This window comes from Muricomes intestini, assembly GCF_004346165.1.
In the GTDB taxonomy this organism is placed as follows: domain Bacteria; phylum Bacillota; class Clostridia; order Lachnospirales; family Lachnospiraceae; genus Muricomes; species Muricomes intestini.
The window spans coordinates 1-20,265 of the sequence record NZ_SLZZ01000002.1; the positions used below are offsets into that span (position 1 = coordinate 1).

Annotated in this window: 21 protein-coding genes; 5 read left to right on the plus strand and 16 right to left on the minus strand. The window is 44.3% G+C overall.

Features of this window, described 5'->3' with window-relative positions; genetic code table 11:
* Window positions 1-184: 184 nt before the first annotated feature.
* A complete protein-coding gene (locus EDD59_RS01585; protein WP_132378232.1) occupies window positions 185-1,495 on the plus strand; it encodes an alpha-amylase family glycosyl hydrolase in 1,311 nt (436 codons plus the stop codon).
* A 28-nt stretch (window positions 1,496-1,523) separates the two neighbouring features.
* On the opposite strand, the gene tyrS is transcribed toward EDD59_RS01585, so the two are convergent.
* The 8 genes from tyrS to EDD59_RS01625 form a co-directional block, all read right to left on the minus strand.
* Window positions 1,524-2,753, minus strand: coding sequence for a tyrosine--tRNA ligase (tyrS, locus tag EDD59_RS01590; protein ID WP_132378234.1), 1,230 nt, complete (start codon window positions 2,751-2,753; stop codon window positions 1,524-1,526).
* A gap of 406 nt (window positions 2,754-3,159) precedes the next feature.
* Window positions 3,160-3,663: a Gx transporter family protein gene (locus EDD59_RS01595; protein WP_132378236.1), complete on the minus strand. Its 504-nt coding sequence runs from the start codon at window positions 3,661-3,663 to the stop codon at window positions 3,160-3,162.
* A gap of 24 nt (window positions 3,664-3,687) precedes the next feature.
* Window positions 3,688-4,056 carry a NusG domain II-containing protein gene (locus tag EDD59_RS01600; RefSeq protein ID WP_243117309.1) on the minus strand — a complete coding sequence of 123 codons (369 nt, stop codon included), beginning with the start codon at window positions 4,054-4,056 and terminating at the stop codon, window positions 3,688-3,690.
* Window positions 4,053-5,114, minus strand: a complete 1,062-nt coding sequence (locus tag EDD59_RS01605; protein ID WP_132378238.1) for an FAD:protein FMN transferase — start codon at window positions 5,112-5,114, stop codon at window positions 4,053-4,055. The genes EDD59_RS01600 and EDD59_RS01605 overlap by 4 nt, the downstream gene beginning before the upstream one ends.
* Window positions 5,115-5,272: 158 nt before the next feature.
* Window positions 5,273-6,337: a hypothetical protein gene (locus EDD59_RS01610; RefSeq protein WP_132378240.1), complete on the minus strand. Its 1,065-nt coding sequence runs from the start codon at window positions 6,335-6,337 to the stop codon at window positions 5,273-5,275.
* A gap of 83 nt (window positions 6,338-6,420) precedes the next feature.
* A complete protein-coding gene (locus tag EDD59_RS01615; RefSeq protein WP_132378242.1) occupies window positions 6,421-7,332 on the minus strand; it encodes a UbiA family prenyltransferase in 912 nt (303 codons plus the stop codon).
* Between the two features lie 16 nt (window positions 7,333-7,348).
* The gene (locus EDD59_RS01620) at window positions 7,349-8,314 is read right to left on the minus strand and encodes a polyprenyl synthetase family protein (protein WP_243117310.1); all 966 of its coding nucleotides are present in this window, start codon (window positions 8,312-8,314) and stop codon (window positions 7,349-7,351) included.
* Between the two features lie 19 nt (window positions 8,315-8,333).
* A complete protein-coding gene (locus EDD59_RS01625; protein ID WP_132378246.1) occupies window positions 8,334-10,349 on the minus strand; it encodes an NAD(P)/FAD-dependent oxidoreductase in 2,016 nt (671 codons plus the stop codon).
* A 257-nt stretch (window positions 10,350-10,606) separates the two neighbouring features.
* Between EDD59_RS01625 and EDD59_RS01630 the strand changes: the two genes are divergently transcribed.
* Window positions 10,607-11,032: a winged helix-turn-helix transcriptional regulator gene (locus tag EDD59_RS01630; RefSeq protein WP_132378248.1), complete on the plus strand. Its 426-nt coding sequence runs from the start codon at window positions 10,607-10,609 to the stop codon at window positions 11,030-11,032.
* Window positions 11,033-11,119: 87 nt separating this feature from the next.
* Here EDD59_RS01630 and nagB read toward each other — a convergent pair whose 3' ends face one another.
* The 7 genes from nagB to EDD59_RS01665 all read right to left on the minus strand — a co-directional run bounded on the left by nagB (window position 11,120) and on the right by EDD59_RS01665 (window position 16,415).
* The gene (gene nagB, locus EDD59_RS01635) at window positions 11,120-11,842 is read right to left on the minus strand and encodes a glucosamine-6-phosphate deaminase (RefSeq protein WP_132378250.1); all 723 of its coding nucleotides are present in this window, start codon (window positions 11,840-11,842) and stop codon (window positions 11,120-11,122) included.
* A 26-nt stretch (window positions 11,843-11,868) separates the two neighbouring features.
* Window positions 11,869-12,609: a tRNA pseudouridine(38-40) synthase TruA gene (truA, locus tag EDD59_RS01640; RefSeq protein ID WP_132378252.1), complete on the minus strand. Its 741-nt coding sequence runs from the start codon at window positions 12,607-12,609 to the stop codon at window positions 11,869-11,871.
* 9 nt (window positions 12,610-12,618) lie between these two features.
* Window positions 12,619-13,443 carry an energy-coupling factor transporter transmembrane component T family protein gene (locus EDD59_RS01645; RefSeq protein ID WP_132378254.1) on the minus strand — a complete coding sequence of 275 codons (825 nt, stop codon included), beginning with the start codon at window positions 13,441-13,443 and terminating at the stop codon, window positions 12,619-12,621.
* Window positions 13,436-14,284, minus strand: coding sequence for an energy-coupling factor transporter ATPase (locus EDD59_RS01650; protein ID WP_132378256.1), 849 nt, complete (start codon window positions 14,282-14,284; stop codon window positions 13,436-13,438). The genes EDD59_RS01645 and EDD59_RS01650 overlap by 8 nt, the downstream gene beginning before the upstream one ends.
* Window positions 14,260-15,114, minus strand: coding sequence for an energy-coupling factor transporter ATPase (locus EDD59_RS01655; protein ID WP_132378766.1), 855 nt, complete (start codon window positions 15,112-15,114; stop codon window positions 14,260-14,262). The genes EDD59_RS01650 and EDD59_RS01655 overlap by 25 nt, the downstream gene beginning before the upstream one ends.
* 75 nt (window positions 15,115-15,189) lie before the next feature.
* Window positions 15,190-15,708 carry a peptidylprolyl isomerase gene (locus EDD59_RS01660; RefSeq protein WP_132378258.1) on the minus strand — a complete coding sequence of 173 codons (519 nt, stop codon included), beginning with the start codon at window positions 15,706-15,708 and terminating at the stop codon, window positions 15,190-15,192.
* 101 nt (window positions 15,709-15,809) lie between these two features.
* Entirely contained in the window at window positions 15,810-16,415 is a 606-nt protein-coding gene (locus EDD59_RS01665; protein WP_132378260.1) for a hypothetical protein, read from the minus strand.
* A 252-nt stretch (window positions 16,416-16,667) separates the two neighbouring features.
* On the opposite strand from EDD59_RS01665, the gene EDD59_RS01670 reads away from it, so the two are divergent.
* The 3 genes from EDD59_RS01670 to EDD59_RS01680 all read left to right on the plus strand — a co-directional run bounded on the left by EDD59_RS01670 (window position 16,668) and on the right by EDD59_RS01680 (window position 19,275).
* A complete protein-coding gene (locus tag EDD59_RS01670) occupies window positions 16,668-17,780 on the plus strand; it encodes an ABC transporter ATP-binding protein (RefSeq protein WP_132378262.1) in 1,113 nt (370 codons plus the stop codon).
* Window positions 17,781-17,864: 84 nt separating this feature from the next.
* Window positions 17,865-18,773, plus strand: a complete 909-nt coding sequence (locus tag EDD59_RS01675; protein WP_132378264.1) for a PucR family transcriptional regulator — start codon at window positions 17,865-17,867, stop codon at window positions 18,771-18,773.
* 1 nt (window position 18,774) lies between these two features.
* Complete coding sequence (locus EDD59_RS01680; RefSeq protein WP_132378266.1) at window positions 18,775-19,275, plus strand: DUF6106 family protein; 501 nt, start codon at window positions 18,775-18,777, stop codon at window positions 19,273-19,275.
* Window positions 19,276-19,344: 69 nt separating this feature from the next.
* Here EDD59_RS01680 and trxB read toward each other — a convergent pair whose 3' ends face one another.
* Entirely contained in the window at window positions 19,345-20,256 is a 912-nt protein-coding gene (gene trxB / locus EDD59_RS01685; RefSeq protein ID WP_132378268.1) for a thioredoxin-disulfide reductase, read from the minus strand.
* Between the last annotated feature and the right edge of the window lie 9 nt (window positions 20,257-20,265).

Consider the following 20,265-nt stretch of genomic DNA (forward strand, 5'->3'; position numbering starts at 1 on the left):
CACATTCTTTCAGGTTTGCAAGTATTTCCGCTTGACTCGTTGCCCGCGGAAATAAATTGATTTGTAAGTGTGAGGGCTGTATAATAAAAATATCTATTTGCCGGGAATTGAAAAGAAAGGAACCTACAGGTTTTCGAGCCTGGCGCCAAATAGTTACAATAACTTTTAGAAAGCAGGTGTCCTTATGTGGGCTTATCATGAAGTTTTTTACCAAATATATCCTATAGGATTCTGTGGCGCACCGCTGCACAATGATGGGAAGACAGTTTCCAGAATCCGCAGGCTTGACAGTTGGAGCGCATATTTACAGGATCTTGGCATAGGCTCCATACTACTGAATCCCATTTTTGAATCAGACAGCCATGGGTATGACACCCGGGATTTCAAAAAGGTCGACTGCCGTCTCGGCACAAACGAGGATTTCAAATTTGTTTGTGAATCCCTCCACTCCCATCATGTAAAAATCATGCTGGACGGTGTATTTAATCATGTAGGCCGCGGTTTCTGGGCATTCCGGGATGTGCAGGAGAAAAAGCAGGCCTCCTCTTACAAAGATTGGTTCCATATCAATTTTGACGGAGACAGTGGATATCAGGATTGTTTCTGGTACGAAGGCTGGGAGGGACATTTTGAGCTTGTCAGGCTGAATCTACAGAATCCGGCCGTTGTTGATTATCTGCTGGAATGTGCCCGGTTCTGGATCAAGGAATTTGATATTGACGGGCTGCGGCTGGATGTTGCCTACAGCTTGGAGCATAATTTTATGAGGAAACTGCGCAGCTTTTGTGAGAACGTCAAACCAGGCTTTGCATTGATTGGAGAAGTCCTTTTTGGGGACTACAATCTCATTGTCAATGAAGAAATGCTTCACAGCTGTACAAATTATGAATGTTACAAAGGTATATTTTCCAGTTTCAACAGTATGAACATGTTCGAAATTGCATACTCTCTAAACCGTCAATACGGCCCTGAGGATTGGTGTCTTTACCGCGGCAAACACCTTATGAGTTTTGTGGACAACCATGACGTCACCAGAATTGCCAGCATACTCTTCAACAAAGCACACCTGCCCCTCGCCTATGGCATCCTCTTTGGAATGCCTGGGATCCCATGCATCTACTATGGCAGTGAATGGGGGGCAGAAGGCGTGAAAGCACCAGATAATGACTACGCCCTCCGTCCCGCCTTTGATGAACCACACCCCAATGAACTGACAGACTTCATCCGGACTTTAATCGCAATTCGGCGCAAAAGTGATGCACTCTGCAGCGGAGGATACCGCAATGTCGTCATCACAAACCAACAGCTCATATTTGAGAGAAGGACAGAAAATGAGAAGATTTTTGTTGCTGTCAATGCTTCCGAATCCCAATATACTGCCTGCAGCAAAGAACTCCGGGGAAACTATACCGAATTACTCATAAATAAAGAAGGCACACTGAGCGGTTCGCTCGACATGCCTCCTTACAGTGTACAGTTTCTATTAAATTTGTAAACAATTCAGAGAACGGTGCTCAAAAGGGTCAGACCCCTTTGAGTACAACCTTGCGGAAACTTTTTTTACCCTTTTTCACTACAAGTCCGCTTTCGGTAAATGCCTCGCTGGTAAAGACTTCGTGAATGTCTGGGATTTTTTCTCCGTCCGCGGAAACCCCGCCTTGCTCTACTGCACGCCTGGCCTCTGACTTGGAGGATACAAGACCGCTCTTTAAAAGAAGTGTCAAAATATCAATTGCGTCATCTGTCAGATCTTCCTTGCTCAGTTCGGCTGTGGGCATATCGGCTGCATTGCCTTGGCTGAACAGTGCTCTGGAGCTTTCCTGTGCCTTGTTGGCTTCTTCTTCGCTGTGAACCATTTTGGTCAGCTCGTATGCCAGGATTTCTTTTGCCCTATTTAACTGGCTTCCTTCCCAGGAATCCATAGCATCAATTTCTTCCAGCGGCAGGAATGTGAGCATACGGATGCATTTTAACACATCTGCATCTGCAATATTTCTCCAATACTGATAGAACTCAAAAGGTGATGTTTTGTCCGGATCAAGCCATACTGCACCCGATTGAGTCTTTCCCATCTTTTTTCCTTCAGAGTTTAGCAGCAGGGTAATCGTCATGGCGCTTGCATCTTCCCCAAGCTTTCTGCGGATCAGCTCAGTTCCTGCCAGCATGTTCCCCCACTGATCATCACCGCCGAACTGCAGATTACAGCCATATCTCTGGTACAATGCAAAGAAATCATACGCCTGCATAATCATGTAGTTGAATTCCAGGAAAGTCAGTCCTTTCTCCATTCTCTGCTTGTAGCATTCCGCCGCAAGCATACGGTTTACACTAAAATGCGGGCCGATCTCCCGGAGCACCTCGATATAATTCAAATCCATAAGCCAGTCGGCATTATTCACCATGAGTGCCTTTCCCTCGGAAAAATCTATAAATTTACTCATTTGCTCTTTAAATCTGTCGCAGTTATGCTGAATAGTCTCAGGGGTCATCATCTGCCTCATGTCTGAGCGGCCGGAAGGATCACCGATCATACCCGTGCCGCCGCCCAGCAGCGCTATCGGCTTATTTCCCGCCATCTGCAGACGCTTCATCAGACAAAGTGCCATAAAGTGCCCCACATGAAGGCTGTCCGCTGTAGGGTCAAAGCCAATGTAAAATGTAGCCTTTCCATTGTTAATCAAATTCTTGATCAAGTCTTCATCCGTTACCTGGGCAACCAGTCCTCTTGCCTTTAATTCCTCGTATACTGTCATCTTCTCTCCCTTTCTTTCACTTAAATGTTATACAAAAGAGCCCTTCATCCAAAAGGACGAGGGCTCATAAAACTCGTGGTACCACCTTTATTCACAGATAACTCGCATTATCTGTCTCAATGAGTATATCCAGCTTACAGAAACATATACTAAATCCTTCCGCTTAATCACTCAGTACAATAACGTGTACCATTCCGCCACAGCCTACTTGCAAATTCATCTAGTGTACATACATATCAAAAATGAATCCACGTTGGGTGTGAAGCTCCGAGATGTATTCATAACCGATTGTATCATGCGCCTCTCATCCGCCGGCAGCTTTCTGTTTTCCCCAATTTGGTCACTACTTGTTCTCTTCATTGCCTTTTCATATCTGTTGCAATCTTATCCTATCTCGAAATATTTGTCAAGGTCTAAAAAGCTCAATTTTCTTGAGGTTGTTTATAATCAGTCCGCCTGCTATTCCAATCACTGCACCTGTAACCAGACCGGAAATAATTAAGAAGGGAAGATAATATATGAGGACACCACTGTTCACTACCCACATAGCGATCAGAATCTGTCCTGCATTGTGGCTGATGGCACCCAGAATACTTACCCCCGTCACGGAAAACTTGTTCCACCTCTTTGCGATTGTCATAATCAGCCAGCTGAGCAGTCCGCCCCCAAAGCTGAATATCATGGTGGACAGGTTTCCGAACGTAAAACCCACCAAAACAATTCTGATCATGGACATCACAAAGGCCTGCTTTGGTCCCATCAAAAACAATGCAGTGACTACGACCAGATTTGCAAGCCCAATCTTAATTCCCGGAATTGGTACAGGAATTGGTATAATGCTTTCTATATAACTTAAAATGAATGCCAGTGCAATCAGCATTCCGTACATTGCCACATTTCTGGTTTTCATAAGTGCTCCTTACTGGTGTACTGTCTAATTTGCCATTATATCTATATCTCCTTCTTCCCCGCCGCGAATCTCCACTGTCACTTTATGGGGCAGACACACAATTGATTCATGGTTGTAATGAATGGCTTTGTGGTTCACACAAATCTGATCCCGGCAGTTTGCCTCTGTCATCGTCACCTCACCGCCCTTGACTTCCACCACATTGTAATTACCCTGCTTGTCTCCAAGAGTCAGAGTCGCATCCTTGTCAAGGGGCATAGTTTTATACACTTCTCCATCCACAGTCACCACGACCTCTGCACCCTCTTTTTTGGTAAATGTTATAAGGAGCACTGCCGCAAGAGCAACAATAAGCACAGTTCCTGCCAAAATCAAGTCATTCTTTTTTATCATAAGCCACACCACTTTTCAAAGCCGCTGCTGTATTTCATTGTACTATCTGGAAATACCCACAGTGCTTCGACACCTTTTAGTCCTTCTACCATCTTGCTTCCTTCTTCATAGGGCATATTAAATACCGCTGTGGAAAGGGCATCTGCCATCCCTGAATCTTTACACACAATGGAAATAGAGAGGAAATATTTTGCCGGCATCAATGTTTCCGGATCAATAATATGATGATAGTGTTTACCGTCCACCACATAGTATCTCTCATAGACACCACTGGTTACAAGGGAATACCCTGACAGGTGCAGATCATAAATTGACTTCCTATCGCTGGATGTATCTGGATTTTGGATCCCCACAGTCCAGGGAACCCGCTTCCCCTTTTCATCATATTTCTCCCCGAAGGTCCTTACATTGCCGCCTACAGATATCATACCGTTTTTCATTCCCTCTTTCTGTATGAACCGGGAAACCTGCTCCACTGCATAGCCTTTTGCTATCGCCCCCACATCCAGACTCATTGACCCATCCTGTAAATAAACAGTAGATGCATTTTTGTCTATAATCATATCCTCAATGTTGGTATGTTCATTTTGTTTTTTTAGCTCCTCATAATCCGGGAGAGTTGCCCGGCCGGGATTATTTAACCCCGCCTCACGGTGATCATGCCACAAAGAAAGGACCGCTCCAAAAGCAACGTTTACTTTTCCGTCCGTCTTTTCATACATTTCTTCTGAAAAAGAAAGGAGATCTATAATTTTCTTGTCAACCTTTACAGGCTTGATTCCGGCATTGTCATTAATTGTTTTAATGTTATTAATACCATCATAATCATTGTAAATGTCAAAAAGCTCATTATATACTTTCAACTCATCATAAACCTTCTGACTATATTTTGTAAAGTCATCCTCGCTTTTTGCGTAACCGACCACTACACTGGCTGTGTCGAAAAGCTCCAGAAAGCTTGCCTCATATCTCTTTTCACCCGGTCCCGAGCAGGACAACAGCATTGATACTGTCAAAACCCCCGCCAGAAATGCCGCTGTTCTTCTTCCCATCTTCATGCTTTATCTACCTCTAAAATCAGTCCAAATACATATTACACAAAACAGGATGCATTCAGTCTCACAGGCGGCGGCCAAAAGGACACGCCTGCATGTCCGCCTGGTATGCTGCCTTCGTGAGAATAATGCATCCCCCGGAAATCATTTTTTCTTAATTATTATTTTGCGTTCTCTGCCGCTTTTTCAACTACAGATATAAATGGTGACACATGCACAGTTACAGAAGAAATCAAATCTTCGTCTGAAGCAAGGCCTTCGTCATTCACTGCGATTCCGCCGACTTCTGATGCTGTTTTTCCTTTTGCATACTCAGCAAATGCGTCTGCCTGCTCAAACCATTCTTTGCCGATAGAAGAAGCTTTTTTCATGCCATAGTCATTGCCCAGCTCTTGCTTTGCTTTAACCTCTGCCTTCAAATCAGAAGTAATAGCCCCCTTTGTATCAAAGTTCACATCTCCCTGTGATGCATCAATATAACAGCTTGTGATTTTGCCATCTGCATCAGTTGTTATAGCAGAATACATAGAATATGCCTCTGCAAGTCCCTCTTCATCAGCTGTTGCATCTTTAGAATTTGCTATTTGAGTAGTAACGCCCAGGCCCAGTTTGTCGGAGCTGCCTGCACCCAAAGCTTTTGCATTTGCCGCCGCTTTCTCAATGCCGGAGACAAAGTCTCCTACATGGATAGTTACAGAGGATGTGAGATCCTCATCTGTAGGCACTCCCTCTTCGCTTACTGCAATGCCTTTCACCTCATCTACTGTTTTTCCTACCGCATATTCAGCAAATGCGTCTGCCTGCTCATTCCACTCTTTTTTAATGGAAGAAGCTTTACCTAAACCATAGTCAGCTCCCAGTTCCTGTTTGGATTTAAATTCAGCTGCTGTATCAGATACAAGCTTGCCCTCTTTTGAAAAGCTGATCTGTGTCTGAGCTGCATCAATTTTGCAGTCCAGAATCTTGCCATCGGCATCGACAAGTACAGCCACTACTGTAGAGTCTGTCTGTGCCAGCCCGTCTTCTTCACTTGCCGGTGTTGATTTTGCAAGTGATGTGATTACAGAAAGCCCGGTCTTTGCACCTCCCTCATCTGTAGTTTCCTCCTTGGTGTCCTGCGTCTTTTTGTCCTCTGTCTTTGCGGTTTCTGTCTTATTTCCTCCACAAGCAGTAAGTGCTCCTGCAGCCAGAGTCACGCAAAGTAATAATGCTGCTGTTTTTTTCATATTGTACCTCCATTTTGCGCCGCCATTGCGGCTATTTGTGTAACTTCTATTTCAATCCGGTTCCCCGGATGAAAACAATGTTGTTATAGGATCCTGTCAAGAATCACTGACAAAAAAATTGCCAGGATGTTCCCACCCATAATTAAAATAAAATTGATAATACTGATATTAAATGTTGTACTTTTTTCCTGCTTCTTCCAGAAAATGCGGATATTCTTCTGCACCGGTATGATCGTAAAAATTGAAAGAAGCGATAACGGGGACAGAATTTTGAATATTACCATCAAAATCGTGGCAAGGTAAGCCATATAGTAAAGTCCTGCAAACAAAGGAAGGGCTTTCTTTCCAATATAATACGGAAGTGTATGCCGCCTCACCGCCACATCCTTTTTTACGTCACAGATGTTATTTGCAAGCATAATATTCGCTGTCACTGCAAACGGTATCACAGCAAAAAGCAGTAATGTGAGAACTGGGACAACCTGCACCGACAAAGATACTGTTTCCCAGTTCAGTCTGTAGGTCAAAAAAGTTCCTTTTGGGGTATTGATATACATTAATATAAACGGAATCATGACCCCGTAAAAGAAACCGGATATTACTTCTCCCAGGGGCATCCTGGAAATCGGCAGAGGACCGTATGTGTAAAACACCCCAAAGAGAAAACATATTCCGCCGGCAGCCAGAACTACCAGATCTGTAAGGTAAGCAAGGTATAGTCCCAATCCGCCGCTGATTCCAAACAGAGCGTAAATAATTAGAAGTGCCTGTCTTCTTCCAAAAGCAAGAATCTGATCATTATCTTTCGTGTCAATATAATTATTGATTGCAGTAGTTGTCAGGTCAAAAAGAAACATCCCCGCAAAAAAAATGAGTGTCTTTCCCCATTGCATTTCCTGCCTTTGATATAAAAGGAATCCTATAGTCAGGAGAAATGTCAATGTACTTGTAATCTTTGTCTTAATCTCTATATAATTAAAAAACTTTGCAAACATTTCTTTCGCTCTCCCTCTACAGCTCCACCTTCATCCCTGTTGCTTTTTTCACAATCGCAGTAATTTTTCTGCGTTTTTCTTCTGTGGTATCCAGTCTGCTGATACAGCGCTCCGCTTTTTTGTAGTACCGCCCGATCATCTGCTTCGTGAAATTTAACCCCCCGGATTTTTCCACCGCCCGGTTGATATCCGCTCTGCCAATGCATCCCTCGGCCGCCTTCTTTTTAAAATCAGGCAGTTGTCCTAGTGCATAAATCACAGGAAGAGTAATCACACCCTGCTCGTAATCCGACTGCACCGGTTTTTTTGCCTGTTCTACCGTTTCATCAAAATCAAGGCAGTCATCCTGCATCTGAAAAATTAAACCAGCATAATTTCCAATCTTTCGGTACTTCTTAATCTCCTCTGCCGGATAACCGCCCATAATAGCACCTGCCAGAAATGAAGCCTCAAAAAGCGCCGCTGTCTTTCCCGATATAATCTTAATATATTCAAAAACCGTCAGATTCAAGTTATCGTTGTTTATATGCTGCAGCAACTCCCCAAGACAGAGCCTGCTGATATAATTCGGCAGGTTCATATCTTCATAATCTTCGTAGTCCTTCCGGTTGGGAATCGCAGCAGTCATTTTCAGCGCAAGACTCAACAGGTAGTCCCCACAGATAACTGCTGTACGCTTCCCGTATTTTTTCTGAAGTGTTTCTTTTCCCCTTCTCAAATCCGCATCGTCGATGACATCATCATGGACAAGAGATGCCAGATGAATGATTTCAATCGCAGCCGCGGCATGCACCGCACTGGGATTAATCTTTCCTTCCTCATCCTGTGCACAGGTCAATACCGAAACTGCACGTATCATTTTCCCCTGGGCCGCAGATAAATGCGTCAGGTATTCATTGATTATGCGGGGAGAATTGGTAAGGGCCTTTTGAATCTCTTCTTTTACAAGTTCATAAGACTCCTCATATGCTAATTTCTCCATTTCTTCACCTATAGCTTTTCTAATCATTATACAAATACAGCTTTCGAATCAGAGGCAGCTTTCTCCACCACTTCTTCAATGCCGGCATTGCATAGTAGTCAAGGCCGATTGATCTTCCTGCCCCAATCAATACGGCAATCCCCGCAAAAATCATCCAGAAAGTATTCAGATACAGACCTGTGGTGCACACAAACATGAACTGCAAAACCAGAGAACCTGCTGCCGCCGGAGATGTAAAGAGCCCGCCCATCAGTGCAAGTCCAATTAAAATTTCCAGAACTACAATAATAATCTGCATTGCCATCTGCACTCCGTCATTGGACAAAATACATTTATTTACAAACCAGTTTATAATCGGAACATCCAGCTTGAAAGCAAGATCATTTAAGGTTGAGGATGCAAGATCCGCCCCGCTGACAAATATCATTTTAAAGAGCCCTAAAATGTTCCAGTTGAAAATCACATGTCCAACCGAGGCCGCTGCATCTGCTGCACCTGCAGCTGCTGCCCCCGTTGCTGCACTTACTGCATCTGCTGCCGCCGTATTTGCAGCTGCAGTAGTAGCTGAACTTACCGCATCCGCTGCCTTGCCGGCTGCATTTAATATACTGTCATACCAGCCATTGGCTCCGCCAAAAAATCCCTCCAGCATTGGTTTACTAAACCAGCCTTCTACCACCTTCATGATACCTTCAAACAGCCACACGGCACCGAGCCAGAACCTTAACGGAACAAGAAGGAAACTTGGCGTTCTGTTGGAGAAATGTCCTCCCACAAAGCTTCTGCAATTGCGGACAGTGAAGAACTCATGCTTCATATAACTGAATACTTTATTCCACCCCAGCACCTGAATAAAATAAATGATATTGATAAAATGTTTGGCAAACATAGCCAGGAAAGAAGGAAGACCGAAGAAATGTTTTCCAAACCCCACATGGGCTGTCCCGTAGCGTCCTCCGACGCAGACCATTACACCGTGGAAAGACGGCTTGTACCCTTCCATCTCTCCCTGTCCCGTTACAGCAGCAGCAAGATTGTGAGCTGCAGTACCCGCACTTTGCTCACCGTTTTCCACCATCTGGGGAACAGACGTTGTATCTCCTTCAGGAACATAGTACATGTTGTCGCCGACAACATAAACAGATTCGTCTTTCGTGGAACGAAGATATTTGTCCACTGGAATTCGACCGCCTCTTTGTTTTTCCAGAGCATCCGCTGCCGTTTCTGCTATGGTGCAGCTCTGGATTCCCGCCACCCAGATGACTGTTCCGACGCTTCTTTCTTCCTCCTTATCATTGCGCTTAAACACAATGGAGTTTTCGGTAATCCGGGTTACAAAGGCATTCATACAGAGCTCAACGCCCATCTTATCCAGCCTTTTTGCAATTTTTGCAGATTGCTTTTCCGGCATATTAGGAACCGGTCTGCTCAAGCCATCCACATTGACCATAGTCACTTCTTTTCTGTCGATTTCAAATTTTTCACAGAGAATCGGTACGTATTCTGCCAGCTCGCCCACCATTTCTACTCCGGTAAAGCCTGCACCTACCACATAAAATGTGAGCATCCTCCTGCGTTCTTTCTCATTTGTTTCAGCAGCCGCTCTGCGGAACGTATTCAGAATGTGATCTTTGAGCAAAATGGCATCTTCATAAGACCAAAGCTTAAGAGTATACTCGTCTACACCGGGAACTCCGTATGTAGTAGGTTTGGAACCTGCAGCCATCACCAGATAATCATACTCGTAAGAAGCCTCTTCTCCTTTTATAAGCTTTGACTCAAAATCCACATCCGTTACAGTGTCCAGTGCAACATTTACCTTTCTTCCTGCGAACACTTTACTTAAGCTGATTTTAATGCTGTCCTCATCTACTCTGCCCGCCGCAACCTCATGCAATTCTGTGAGCATCGTGTGGAAAGGGTTTTTATCAATGATGGTAATCTCCACATCGCCCTGCTTCTTAATTTTTTTTGCAAGCTTTTTTGCCGTAAGAATACCGGCATAGCCCGCCCCAATAATTACTACTCTCTTCATTTTTTCTCTCCTTAGTTCTCTCTAAACAGATGGCATGCGACAGGAAACGGCGTTAATTCCTTAACAATAGAAAGTTGCAAACCACCCCTATTTCCTGTATAATAAGCAAGTATTATAAAAATTACATTTCCTCTCATATTAAAGTATGTTCTCTTTATTTACAAGCAGGCACTTTATAGTGCCTAAGTATCCTTTAGGATACCTTATTATATACACCCTGCCAACAGATATGCATTCAGAAAGGTGTTGATAAATTTATGGAAGCAAATACAGATAAACATGAAGGTTGTCTTATGAGAGAAACCTGTCTAAAGGAAGATTTATGTCCAATGGTTTTAGTACATAAATTGCTCTCAGGCAAAAGGAAAATACTGATTTTATGGTTATTAAGCAATAAGACCCTGCGTTACAATGAACTCTTAAGGCGTATGCCGGGCGTTACGCGGAAAATGCTTACCAAGCAGCTGCGCAGCTTAGAAGAAGATCATTTAATTACCCGCCATGTATACCCTTCGGTCCCCCCGAAAGTGGAATATGAAATTACAGAAATCGGAAAGCAGCTTGTGCCGATTATGGAAATGATGCACGAATTTGGGGCTTTTTATATTAATATTTTTCGAGATGAGTTAAAAGAACACAAAGAAACGGAAGAGAGACTTGAAATCTGTAGTCACGGAAGCTGAAAATCGGCTTCCGTGACTTATTCTAAGCTTTATATTGAGATGATGTTGGGGTCAAAAGGTATTTTGACCCTGGTATCATTGAGATAACTATTTAGACAAGGCAGCTTTATCCGCCACCACAATTACATCCGGGTGCATTTGCAGAATAGATGCCGGAATCTCCGGTGTCACATCACCTGACAACGCTCTTGCAACAATTCCGGCTTTATCTTCCCCACTCACAACTACCAGGATCCTTCTTGCCTGCATAATGGTCTTAATCCCCATGGTATAGGCCTGTCTCGGCACCTCATCTGCGGAAGCGAAGAAACGTTTATTTGCTTCAATTGTACTCTCCGTCAAATTCACACATTGAGTTTCTTTACAGAAGGCAGGCGCCGGCTCATTGAAACCGATGTGGCCGTTGTGCCCAAGCCCAAGGAGCTGCAAATCTATACCACCCATAAATGCAATCAAATCCTCATACCTTTTGCATTCTTTGTCCGAATCTGGTTCCATGCCGTCGGGAAGATGGGTGCGTGCCTTATCTATATTCACACGGTCAAACAAATGCTTATGCATAAAGTAATAATAGCTCTGGTCGTTCTCCTTGTCCAGGCCTTTATATTCATCTAAGTTTACCGTAGACACCCTCGAAAAATCCAGTTCCCCGTTTTTACATCTTTCCGCCAGGCAGTCATAAGCTCCTATCGGTGTGGAGCCGGTTGCCAGCCCCAGGACACAATCGGGCTTTAAAATAATCTGAGCGCCGATAATGTCGGCTGCCTTTCTGCTTACATCTTCATAATCTTTTGCTTCTATAATTCTCATAATTTCCTCCTAAACAATAAGTTACGTTAACTTTTATAGTCAATCCTAACCAGCACCAGGCCATGAGGCGGCGCTGTCACTCCGGCCGCCTGTCTGTCCCTGGCTTCCAGAATATTCTTTACCCGGTCCGGAGTATAAAAGCCCCTTCCCACTCTCAGCAGGGTACCTACAATAATCCGCACCATATTATAAAGAAAGCCATTTCCGATGATCCGTATTGTAACCTCATCCCCGCTTTCTTCTATGTCCAGCCTGTAAATCGTACGCACGGTATCCTCTACATTTGTCCTCACATTGCAAAAGCTGGCAAAATCATGTTCCCCGACAAGACAGGCGGCAGCCTCTTTCATCTTATCCAGCTCCAACTTGTAAGAGACAAAATACCGGGTCAGTCTCCTTGTGGGGTCAGGAATTTTGCTGTTTAAAATATGATATTCATAAGTTTTTACTGAGTTACAATACCGAGGATGCCAGTTCATAGGAACTTCCTCCGATTTTACAACAACAATGTCCTTTGGAAGCTGCCGGTTTAAGGCATAGGCCAGCCGCTCAGGAGGGATTGTGGTGTCTGAGTCAAATACGGCCACGTTGCCCAGCGCGTGGACACCGGAATCAGTGCGGCTGGCTCCGATTACACGAATATCATCTCCTAGCAGCCCGGATAATTTTTTATTCAAAACCTCTTCTATTGTAATACCGTTGGGCTGAATCTGCCAGCCACAGTAATTCGCCCCATCATAGGCCACTGTAAGTTTAAAACGTTTCATATTCCCTCACTAAAATATCCAGATATGAAAAGGCACAAACCGGCCCACAAAAAATATCAGCATCATATAAAGCACAATCACCGCATACGCCAGATAGTCTTTTGCTCTGTACACCAGCGGCTTCATCTTTGTTCTGCCCTCCCCGCCCCGATAACAACGTGCCTCCATTGCCAGGGCAAGATCATTTGCCCTGCGGAAAGCCGACACAAACAAAGGCACAAGAACAGGTATCATCGCTTTTACCCTCTGTATCATATTTCCACTCTCCAGATCGGCTCCTCTGGCTATCTGGGCCTTCATAATCTTATCTGTTTCCTCCAGCAGAATCGGAATAAATCTCAATGCAATGGACATCATCATTGCCACCTCGTGAACCGGTACTTTCACCCTATTCAGAGGATGCAGAACCCTCTCTATGCCATCCGTCAGTGCATTCGGTGTCGTTGTAAAGGTCATAATGGAGGAACCCATAATCAGATATATCAGACGGATTGCAGTATACGCAGATATATTGAGTCCTTTGTCTGTAATATTAAAAATCCAGAAATGGAACAGCTCTTCTCCCTCCCTTGTCAAAAACAGCGTGAAAAGAACTGTAACAAGGAGAAGCATAATAATAGGCTTCAATCCTTTCAATATATATTTCAGCGGCACTCGGCTTGTGTATATGACCATCCCCAGGAATATTGTCGCAATCAAATATCCCAGTATGCTTCTCTGAATAAACAGGGATATCAGAAATAAAAGAGTACAGATAATCTTTACTCTGGGATCCAGTCTGTGAATCACACTTCTTGCTGGATAGTACTGTCCGATGGTAATATCTCTAATCATGGAAACTCCTTATAATCTCTTTAGCAGCCTCTTCCACTGTCGTCGCATCTGTGCGCACGTTCATTCCCCGTGCCTTTAAAGCATGCATAATGTAAGTCACCCGGGGTGCCGCCAGGCCCACCTTCTCCAAATCTCTGTAATGAGAAAACACTTTCTTAGGTTTACCGTCAAACATCTTTTCACCCTGGTTCATCACAATGATACGGTCCACATACCGGGCAATATCCTCCATACTGTGTGACACCAGAATCACCGTCATATTCGTATTTTTGTGAAGATGCTCCACCTGATTCAAAATATCGTCCCGCCCCTTCGGGTCCAGGCCCGCCGTAGGCTCATCCAACACGAGAACACTCGGCCTCATAGCAAGTACTCCTGCAATGGCGGCACGGCGCTTCTGCCCTCCTGACAATTCAAAGGGGGACTGCCGGTAATATTTTTCAGGAAAGCCCACCAGCTCCAGTGCTTCTCTTGCCCGCTTTTCACACTCTTCCGAAGAAAGTCCCTGATTCTTCGGCCCAAAGCATACATCGCTTAACACATCTACCTCAAAAAGCTGATGCTCCGGATACTGGAACACCAGTCCTACCTGGCTGCGCAGCTGTTTCATATTATATCCATCCCCGTAAATATTTTCCCCATTATAATACAGCGCTCCCCCGGATGCTTTTAAGAGTCCGTTGAAATGCTGTATCAATGTAGACTTTCCGGAACCGGTGTGCCCGATAATTCCCACAAATTCTCCCTGGGGTATCTCCAGGTTAATGTCTTTTAAAGCCTGCTTTTCATAGGCTGTCCCAGGACTGTACACGTAATTTAAGTGTTCGAGTTTAATTGACATAACGCCTCCACCAGCTCCTCCGTTTTTAAAATCCCGGCGGGAAGCTGCAATCCCTTTTTCCTAAGTTCTTCCGCCAGCATTGTCACCTGGGGTACATCCATCCTGTAACGTTTCAATTCATCCACACAGCTGAAGATTTCTCTTGGGCTTCCATGCATCACAATATGACCGCTGTCCATTACGTACACCTGATCTGCATCAATCACCTCTTCCATATAATGGGTAATCAGGATTACTGTAACCTTCTTGCGCCTGCGCAGCTCCTGCACCGTTCGGATTACTTCTTTCCTTCCATTCGGGTCCAGCATGGCCGTAGGCTCATCCAGCACAATGCATTTTGGCTCCATGGCAATGACGCCGGCTATGGCAACACGCTGCTTTTGACCTCCGGAAAGCTTATTCGGAGAATTGGAGCGGTATTCCAGCATTCCCACCGCCTTTAGGCTATCTTCCACGCGCTTCCATATTTGATCTGTGGGGATACCTAAATTCTCCGGCCCAAACCCTACATCCTCCTCTACCACGGTTCCTATAATCTGATTGTCGGGATTCTGGAACACCATGCCGGCAGACTGGCGGACATTCCAAAGCTCCATGGGATCTTTTGTGTCCCTGCCATCCACCCACATGGTTCCCCCCGTGGGAACCAGAATTGCATTCATGTGCTTGGCAAGAGTGGATTTCCCGGAACCATTATGCCCCAATATGGCGACAAAACTGCCTTCGGGAATGTCGATATCCACCCCGTCAATTGCCCGGTTCATACCGATTACATTTCCCTCTTCGTCCCGTTTTTCATATTCATAAATCAATTTTTCGGATTGAACCATATCCACCTGGTCTTACCCCCAATGCTTCGGATTCTGCATGTTCTATTCCTTCTGTGTTTTCTCTGGCACCTTAGCTTAAGCTCTTTTTGGTTCCCCGTAATCCTCTCCAAAGGTATCTGCAGTTACGTGTTTCATCACTTGGGCCTCCAGAGGCTTATCGTTGTGATCTGTAGCCGTGTCCGCAATCTTGTTTACAATATTCATACCTTCTATAATCTTTCCAAAGGCAGCATATGCTCCGTCCAGATGAGGGGATTTTTTGTGCATAATAAAGAACTGTGAGCCCGCTGAGTCTGGGTGCATTGCCCTTGCCATAGAAAGAACACCTTCATCATGATTCAAGTCATTGGCAACACCGTTCTGAGAAAATTCACCTTTAATTGTATATCCCGGTCCTCCCATGCCTGTTCCGTCGGGGCACCCGCCCTGAATCATAAATCCATTAATCACACGGTGGAAAACCAAGCCGTCATAAAACTTCTTGCTCACAAGAGAAATGAAGTTCTTTACTGTGTTCGGCGCAATTTCCGGATATAATTCCGCTTTCATAATATCTCCGTTTTCCATTTCAAAAGTAACGATTGGATTTGCCATAATCTTAACTCCTCTTTTCTATAAAAATTCAGGTAACTATTCAGTACACCTATTGTAGCCGATAAGAGACTGTTCGTCAATTAAACTGCCGCAAAAATTACTTACTGCGCAGCCGTATATTGAATCAGCCCGCCTTTCTCCTCATACCCTGTATTCCACAAATCCTTTAGCACAAAGGTGGATGCCGTACCGTAGGTAGCTACTTTTATAAAGAAGCCGTCTCTCTTTTCCTCATACCCAAAGCATAAAAACCAGTGCCATACAAAGTCTTTGTATTTAGGATTTCTATGCTTCAGCATAAGATAAGGGATGGGGAAACCCGCGTCAATCTGTTTTTTAATCAGAGCCTTTGCCTCATCAGCTGTATGGTCACCGGCAAAGCCATTCATGCTAATCCTTGTATCCCCCACGTCCCGGAGGTATTTTGAAAATCCGTCTATAAACATGGACAGTTTCTTTACTCCTCCCATTCTTGGCTTAATATAGGGCTTCATTTTCATCGCAAACTGCACATACTCTTTCTTTGTCAGATGTTCTACGTCATATGGGTAAAGATGCTTCTGCCCCTGATGCAGCGCAAAATAGATGCAGGAGTCACAGGCAGTCGCCGCCGCGCAGCCGCCAATATTCATCACCACATTTGTAAACCAGTCCTGACTTCCCCCCAGTGCTCCTTCTATAGTAAAGTAATTTAATATCTTTTCCATATGAATCTCCTTTTCATTCTTGTTTTTAGGATTGCGGGAGCACAAAGTGCGGAGCAATCCGTAGGCATCAGGGGGCAAAATACCTTTTGACCCCTATATCATGGAACATGATTTAGTATAGCATATTTATATGGTTGAAATTTACACAATTTTCTCTTTTTTTTAGTTACCTGTGATATTGTTACTTCTTCATATATTTATTATACTTGTCTTAACAAGCAAAGAAACACTACTTTCAAGGAGGCTGTTTAAATGGCAAGTTTATCATTAAAGGGAATTCAAAAAATATACCCCAATGGATTTCAGGCAGTAAAAGACTTCGATCTGGACATCGAAGATAAGGAATTTATTATTTTTGTAGGACCATCCGGCTGTGGAAAATCCACAACACTCCGTATGATTGCAGGTCTGGAAGATATTTCAGGCGGCACGCTGGAGATTGATGGCAAGGTTATGAATGATGTAGAGCCGAAGGATCGTGATATCGCGATGGTATTTCAGAACTATGCTCTGTATCCTCATATGACAGTATATGACAATATGGCATTCGGTCTGAAGCTTCGCAAGGTGCCAAAAGATGAAATTGATAAAAAGGTGCGTGAGGCCGCAAGAATCCTAGATTTGGAAAAGCTCCTCGACCGCAAGCCAAAAGCTCTGTCAGGCGGACAAAGACAACGTGTTGCCATGGGCCGTGCCATTGTGCGTCATCCGAAGGTTTTCCTTATGGATGAACCTCTTTCCAACCTGGATGCAAAGCTAAGAGTACAGATGCGTATTGAGATCTCCAAACTTCATGAGAATCTGGGCGCAACCATCATCTATGTAACCCATGACCAGACAGAGGCTATGACTCTTGGAACAAGAATCGTCGTTATGAAAGACGGTGTTGTTCAGCAGGTAGACACTCCTCAGAACTTATACAACACACCTTGCAATCTGTTTGTTGCCGGATTCATCGGTTCTCCTCAGATGAACTTCATGGATGCAACAGTCAAAGTAGAGGGCGAAGACGTAACACTTACTGTAGGGGAACACGTTTTGAAAGTCCCTGCCTCTAAGAAAAAGGCTTTACTCGACAGTAAATATGATGGCAGTACAGTTGTTCTCGGTATACGCCCTGAAGACGTACATGATTCAGAAGCATTTATCAATAGTTCACCTGACAGTGTCATCAAGTCTAAAATCAAAGTATATGAGCTTCTCGGAGCTGAAGTGTTCCTTTATTTTGATGTGGAAGGCACTCAGATGACAGCCCGTGTCAATCCACGGACGACACTGAGAAACGGTGATGACGCCACTTTCGCTCTGGATATGGAAAAAATTCATCTGTTTGACAAAGAAACAGAGTTGACGATTGTAAATTAATGTTTTAGAATAATAATATAAACTAAAAGAGGGGCTGTGCTATATGGTGCAGCCTCTTTGATTCTATGTATACGGGAGATTTTGATGGGACACACGCCGGAGTTAGACAAAGCATTATCGGAACTGAAAAAAGTTACAGGAATCGTCCTGGACGTTTATGTTGATTCCCCCGAGGAGCAGGAATTTGCGCTTGCACAGATTCATAGTCTTTCTCTGGCCTATAAAGAAAAGTACAATAAAAGTCACTTTCTTCAGAGCCTGATGACAGAAGGCATCCCGGCCTACGACATTTTAAAGCGTGCCTCAAACCTGCACATTGATGCGGAAGTCCCCAGAGTTTTGTTTCTGGCGGAGACAAAAAACATACTGGATGATACGATCATACAAGTTTTGAAGAATCTTTTTCCGTCCCAGTCGAAGACTTACCTGGTATCCATGAGTGAAAAGAGCATTGCCATTCTCAGGCCTTTAAAGGTGTGTGAGACGGATGAAGATATGGATCATCTGTCCCACACGATTGTAGATACACTGAATATGGAAGCTCTGACCCACGTTCAAATCGCATACAGTGGAAATATGGACACTTTGTCGGAACTTCCCGGAGCATTCAGAGAGACCAGCCTGGCACTTCAGGTGGGAAAGCTTTTTTATTCCGGACAGACTGTTTTCCCTTACAACCAACTGGGTGTCGGAAGGTTGATTTACCGTCTCCCATCTGGCATCTGTGAGAGTTTCCTGAAAGAAATATTTGGCAATGGAGCCCCGGAGCCCTTTGATGCGGAGACGACTGCCGCCATCAATAAGTTCTTCCAGAACAATCTGAACATTGCAGAGACCTCCCGGCAGCTGCACATGCACAGAAATACCCTGATTTACCGCCTGGAGCAGATTGAAAAAAAGACCGGACTGGATATACGAAAATTTGAAGATGCCATGACTCTTAAAATCGCAATAATGGTCATGAATTATTTACAGACAGAAAGGAACTCTTAACATGAATGATAGTTTTTACGAACAACTTGTAACACATAAATCCGGACTGAAAGAGAACCTGATCCGGATTGTGGTCACCGTAGTTATCACCCTGTTCTTGCTGCTTACTCTGCCGCTGCTGGGTTTTTTAAGCATAGTGATTACAATAGTGCTGGCACTTTTGGCTTACTACTTTCTTTTTCAAAAACTGAATGTGGAATATGAATATACACTGCTGAACCATGACCTGGAAGTGGATGCCATTTACAGTAAATCTAAAAGGAAAAAGCTTCTCACGTTGGACATCCAGCAGGCTGAAATTATTGCCCCCAAGGGATCACCACGTATGAATTCCTATCACCCTGACAAAACTATGGACTTCTCTTCCGGGGATAGTTCGGCAAAAGCCTTTGCCATTATGACTTTCATAGATCAGAAGAGCACTTGTATCATCATAGAACCTGATGAAACTATGCTGGGGCATATGAAATCCTGGATGGGGATGAAGCTTTGGATGGATTGATTTTAGAATAACCAAATAAGATTTTAGGCAGGAGAAATGTTCTCCTGCCCTTTTTACCCCTGATATATGCTACTGACCCCTGCTGAGATATCTGCAGGCTGCCAGCGCAGCTACCGCCCCGTCAGCTGATGCTGTTGTTAGCTGACGAACTTCCTTTGTCCGGCAGTCTCCCGCAGCAAAGACTCCAGGGTGTGAAGTGGCGCAGTCTTCTGCTGCCAGAATGAATCCTGCCCCGTCCAGCTTCACATAATCACTAAATATCTGGTTTTGCGGAATCTGTCCGATTGCCACAAAGACTCCTGCTATCTTTATCTCAAAATCCTCCCCGGTTTTCTTATTGTTAAGTATAAGACCTTCGACCATCGTCTCCCCGACAATATCCTTTACCGTAGCGCTGAGTACAAATTCCACATTATCTTTTTTCTTTAATATATCTACAACAGTACTGTCCCCACGAAACTCATCTCTCCTGTGTACCAAGTAAACTTTGCTGCAATAATTAGAAAGAAACTCTGCATCCTCTAATGCAGTATTGCCGCCTCCGATTACCGCCACATCCCGTCCCCGGAAAAACGCCCCATCGCAGGTTGCACAATAGGAAACACCCGAACCGGTAAGTTTCACTTCTTTTTCCAGCCCCATGTGCCTCTGAGCTACCCCGGATGCAATGATTACCGTTTTACAAGGATACTCTTTTCCTGCAGTTTCAATAATCTTGATTCCGTCTTCATCTCGGATTCCTGTAACCTGTTCCATAACAGCTTCTGCTCCGAGATTCTTAGCCTGCTCTAAAAGATTTGTGGAAAATTCACTTCCGCTTACACTCGCGATTCCGGGGTAATTTTCTATTCTGTGTGTGGAAACAATCTGTCCCCCAAAACTAGCGCTCTCGAGAATCAGCGTAGTTTTTCCGGCTCTCTGTCCATAGACAGCGGCCGTCATTCCGGCCGTACCACCTCCGATAATTCCAATATCATACATAGCCACTCC